1 protein-coding gene is annotated in these 2957 nt (G+C 60.6%); it reads right to left on the reverse strand.

The window, feature by feature from the left end; all coding sequences use genetic code 11:
• The coding region (locus RTY00_RS22875; protein WP_312666465.1) for an alpha-2-macroglobulin at window positions 1-2957 on the reverse strand (2957 nt) is incomplete at both ends.

A 2957-nucleotide genomic window follows, 5' to 3' on the forward strand; every position in this document is an offset into this window, starting at 1 on the left:
GCGGGCGGCGAGGAACAACGCGTTGTTTTCCTGAGTCGAGAACCAGCGCTGTCCATGCACGGCTTTCGCCAGATCGATCAGCAGCGGACCTTGCATCTCCGGCAGCAGCTGGTTTTCCGTCAGCAGTGACAGAATCAGTGCGCGATCGCGCACCGGGCTGCCGTAATCGCCGAGCCAGCTGTTAGGCTTACGTTCCAGCCCAATGCCCTGCGCCAGCGCCAGTTGTGCGCGCTGTTGATCGCCCATCAGCTTCAACGCCACGCCAAGCTGCACCATCGCCAGGCCCGATTTAGCCTGATCGCGCTTTGCATACAGCGCACGCAACGCACCGAGCGGTGCCTGCTGCTGACGTGCCAGCACCAATCCCGCATAGGCCTGCACGCTGAAACGCAAACCATCGGCATCGCTGCTCCAGCTGGTTTCGATCTGCGCGGGATCCTGCAGATAGCGCAGCAGACGTTCGTCGGCGCGGGTAATCACGCCATCCGGCACGCTGTAACCGGCTTCGCTGGCACGCAGCAGGAAATCGGTGACGTAGGCCGTCAGCCAGAACTCTTCCTGACTCTCTTTGCTCCACAAACCAAAGCTGCCGTTGCCGCGCTGCATGCCGGCAAGGCGCGCGATGCCGGTATCAATCGAGGCGCGACGCGCTTCATCATTGCTGGTTTTGATACCCATCGCCGTCAGCTGCGCATGGTTGGTGAACACCGACGGCCAAATGCCGCTGGCGGTCTGTTCAAGGCAGCCATAAGGATAGGCATACAGCGAACTGATATAGCTGGCGATATTCAGCGGCGGACGGTTGCTGAGTGACAGTTGTCCGCTCAAAGTATTCTGCTGCAAGCCATTGAAGGCGCTCGCCATCACCTGCCAGTTCTGACCGGTTTGCATCACGTTATCGAAGCTCAGCGTTTGCGCCGGATAAGCCGGACGCACGCCAATTTTCCATTTGCGCTCGCTGGCGGCCAGCGTTTCGCCCGGCAAACTCATGCCGGACACCTTGACCTGCACATCGCCCTCACCAAAGCCGCCCTGCGCTTTAACCGGAATTTGCAAAGTGGTGCGCGCGCCTTTCGCCAGCTGCACGCTGGCGGGGATCTGGCCGTTAAGGGCAATCTGGCCGCTGGCCGTGACGTTGATTTTCAGCGTCTGCGGTTGATCGGTGAGGTTGGTGAGATCCAGCGCCAGCGTGGATTGATCGCCGCTGGCAAGGAAACGCGGCATCGCCAGTTCACTAATCAACGGCGCAGCGACCACCAGCTTGCGATCGGCCGAGCCGAAGCTGTCGTCGCTCCACACCTGCGCCATCAAGCGCAATTCGCCGTTAAACGCCGGGATCGGCAGTTCCAGCGTACCTTCGCCGTTAGCATCCAGCGTGACCGGCTGCAACTGCTGCGCCACGATCTGCACCTCGGTAACCGGCTTTTTACCGCCGCGCGACAGCGCATCCGCATCATCGCCGTCACCACCAAAGCGCAGCGCGGCCAGCTTGCCACCGCCTTCAATCAGCTGACCGAACACATCGTACTGATCGGCGTTGTAGCGCTTACGGCCAAAAAACGCGTCCCACGGATTCGGGGTTTTGTAATCGGTAATGTTGAGCACGCCGCTGTCCACCGCCGAGAGCAATACCTGCACCTGCTGCGGCAACGCGCCACCTTCACGGCTGGCTTTGACCTTCACTTTTAGCGTCTGCTCAGGACGGATTTTATCTGGCGCGTCGAGCGCTAAGCTAAGGCGACGCGCTTCAGTCGCCATCGGCAGATGCAGCAAGCCCACCGCGCGTTTCGGCGTGATGCCGCTGGCTTTGTCGCCGTCACGCACCACGATGGCGCTGAGATAGAGATCGTGTCGCTTCCAGCTGTCGCTGATCGGTACATCAATGGTTGCGCCGCCCGCTGGAACGTCCAGCGGTTGCCACCACAGCGTGCCGCTGCTGGATTCCACCATCAGATAGCCTTTACCGGCAGCAGGCGATTCCACCTGCACATGCGCGGTATCGCCCGCCTGATAGGCAGTTTTATCAATTTTCAGTTTAACCTGATCCGGGCGCAGCGCGCCGGTGCCGTTGGTGTTGTCCTGCCACCAATATCCGGCCTGAAAACGCACGCTGCTAATGATGTTGTCGCCGGCATGCACTTCCAGGCGATAGGTGCCCCACTCCACCGGGAAGCTCACTTTCTGGCTGCCGCCCGCGGCAATAGTGATGCGCTGCTGCTCCTCCTGCAGATCCTTTTGATCGAAGCGCGACTGCCAGCCTTCGCTGTCGGAGAAGCTCCAGTAATAGTCGCGGCGTTCGTGGATCAGGCGCACATCAAGATCTGACGCCGCCAGTTTTTCGCCCTGCGGATTGGCGTAGACCACGTCGAACTCCGCGAGGCTGTTTTCCGCCACGGTCGGCTCATCATGATAGCGGTCGGTGCGATAGTCATACACCGATTCACTGTTAAACAGCGGGCGAATGCCGGGCAGCGCCGGAGCCGGCCAAATCGCCTGAGTCGCGCGGCGCGTCACTGGACGGCCGCCGGTTTCCAGCAGGCTGGCTTGCAGAATCAGATTGAGCGGCGAATGGCTCTCTTTCCAGCTGCTCTCAACGTTGAGCTGCAACTTGCCGCTCTCATCCAGCTTCTCATCCACATCATCGAGCGAGCGTTTCAGCTCTTCAGTGATGTCGCCAAATTGATAGCCTGGCAGCGCGGCAACTGCTTCACGCGCCGGACGCAGGAACAGCTGCCCTTGCAGCTCGTTACCCGCAGCTGGCGCGCCATACAAGTAGCGGCCTTCAACCGCAAAGGTGATGTCGTCATCCGGAGCCACCGGCTGCGCGCTGTTGGTTAGATCCAGTGCCATGCGCTCTGGCAGGAAGTCTTCTACGTGGAACGGCCAACTGCGCGGCTGGTTATCACCGCTGTTGATGCGCAGCGTCCATTCGCCAGTCATTGCGGAAGCGGGCAAGG

The sequence above is a fragment of the Pantoea sp. CTOTU49201 genome, assembly GCF_032054795.1.
GTDB classification, from domain to species: domain Bacteria; phylum Pseudomonadota; class Gammaproteobacteria; order Enterobacterales; family Enterobacteriaceae; genus Pantoea; species Pantoea symbiotica.